1 pseudogene is annotated in these 1,993 nt (G+C 65.4%); it reads right to left on the bottom strand.

Features of this window, described 5'->3' with window-relative positions:
* Positions 1–1,993 (bottom strand): annotated as a pseudogene (locus tag EOA85_RS33830) (translocation/assembly module TamB); the annotation flags it as partial.

The following is a 1,993-nucleotide window of genomic DNA, read 5'->3' as shown; positions in this document are numbered from 1 at the left end:
GCCGCGGAAGCCGCAACCGCCCTGAGGTTGAGATCGATGGCGCCATCGGCCAGCGAGACCCTTCCATTAAAGCCGCTGTCCAGTACCTCGCTCGTCACCGAGCCGCTGTCGATGACGATGGTATCGGTAGCGAGATCGCCGGCGACCTTGGCAGTGATCTTTCCGGCGAGCAGCGGCGCGATGGTCGGATTGTCCAGGCCGATCTTGTCCGCCGTCACCGTGCCGGAGATCGGCCCTGTCCGGCCCTTCAGATCGAAGGCGTCGGAATGGAGCGCAAGCGCGATGCCTTCGGCCTTGGCGAGGTTGGTGGCGACCGACGGCAGTGTCGCGGAGATATTCAGCGTCGATTGCATGCCCTGCCCCGCGACCTCCACCGACAGCGCCTGCAACTCGAGATTGATCGGGCTCTCGGTGCTGCCAAGCGCCAGCGGCAGGCTCGGGCCGGTCGAGGCCAGGTCGAGCGCAAAATCGCTGGCGCCGTTCGGATTGATGGTGCCGGCGGCCTTGCCGGAAATTTTGTCACCGGCAAGCATCGCGTGGTCGATGGTGACGCCGCCGGCGGAGGACAAACTGCCTGCCGCATCGAGGTTGAGCGGCCCGAGCCCCGCCTGGCGGGTCTGGCTGGTCTCGGCGCCGCTGAGCTGCGCACTGAAACGAATGTCGGGGGCTGCCGACGGTCCCGTCACTTGCGCTGTTCCGCCGAGCGTGCCCGCGGCGTCGAGGCCGGGTGAAAAATCATTGGCAAGGCCGGCCGGCAGTGCGGAAAACTCCGCCGCGAGGTCGAGCGTCGGGCCGGCGGTGCCGGACACGGTCACCGATCCGCCGCCGACATCGAGCATCAGCTTCTCAATACTGGCCATGCCATTGGCGATGCTTAAGCTCGATGGCTGCGCGACCGCCGCCTTGATGCCGCGAATTGTCGCTTCGCCCGAGGCGATCTCGACACTTGTCGTGCCGTCGGCGATCTTCACCCTGCCTTCGGCCCTGGCCGGAATGTCCTTGACGGTGGCGCCGCCGGAAAAGCCTGTCCAGTCGCCGTCACGCTTGAGATCGACATCGATGCCGCGAATGACGGTGCCGCCGGAGGTGACGCTGTCGGCAAGGATTTTTCCGGAGATCACCGGTGCGGCGAGATAGTTGGCGATCAGCGCATCGATGGTGACCGTCTTTGCCGAAACATCGCCGCGTGAAATCGAAGCCGTCGAAGCCTTGATCGTGACATCAGGCGCATTGCCGGTCTTCGAGAAGGCGATCGTGCCACGCACGTCGCCGTTAGCTTTTTCCAGCGCCAAGGCTGCGAGCGGACTGATATCGGGTAGATCCAGCGCCACCGTGCCGAGCGGCAGGAATCTATCGTCGAGAGCAAGGTCGCCCGAAACTTTGTTGTCGCCCAGTGACAGGCTTAGTCCGTCTATGGACCGCTTTCCCTGCCGCGTTACCAGCGACGCCTTGAAATCGAGTGGCTCGTCATTGACGGATCCGGTGAGCGAGATATCGGCCGCCGGGCTGGCGATGTCGCCCTTCCCCGTCGCGGTGAGCTTTAGCCCGGTGACTTCTCGCGCCGCCACCGAAAGCCGGTCGCTGTCGACCGTCAGCGACAGGTCCGGCGCTGTACCGGCGCCCTGCGCTTTCAGCGCGAACGTTATGGCGCCCTTGGCATCCCCGGACAGAAGCGAGATGTCGGCCAGCGCGCCCTTGACGTCGACGGCGAGTTGGTTGTCGGCGAGGCTGGCCTGCCCGTCGGCGCTGAATGCACCTGATACCAGCCTGATCGCGTTGGCGGTGACATTGCCGTTGGCGTCGCGCTTCAGTGCCGCGCTGAGCTGCGTCCGCTCGGCGAGCACGCCGCGCACTGCCGCCGGCAGTGCCGCGGAAGCCGCAACCGCCCTGAGGTTGAGATCGATGGCGCCATCGGCCAGCGAGACCCTTCCATTAAAGCCGCTGTCCAGTACCTCGCTCGTCACCGAGCCGCTGTCGATGACGATGGTATCGG

Source organism: Mesorhizobium sp. M5C.F.Ca.IN.020.29.1.1 (genome assembly GCF_003997375.1).
Classification (GTDB): domain Bacteria; phylum Pseudomonadota; class Alphaproteobacteria; order Rhizobiales; family Rhizobiaceae; genus Mesorhizobium; species Mesorhizobium wenxiniae.
This window is presented reverse-complemented; position numbering and strand designations above follow the sequence as displayed.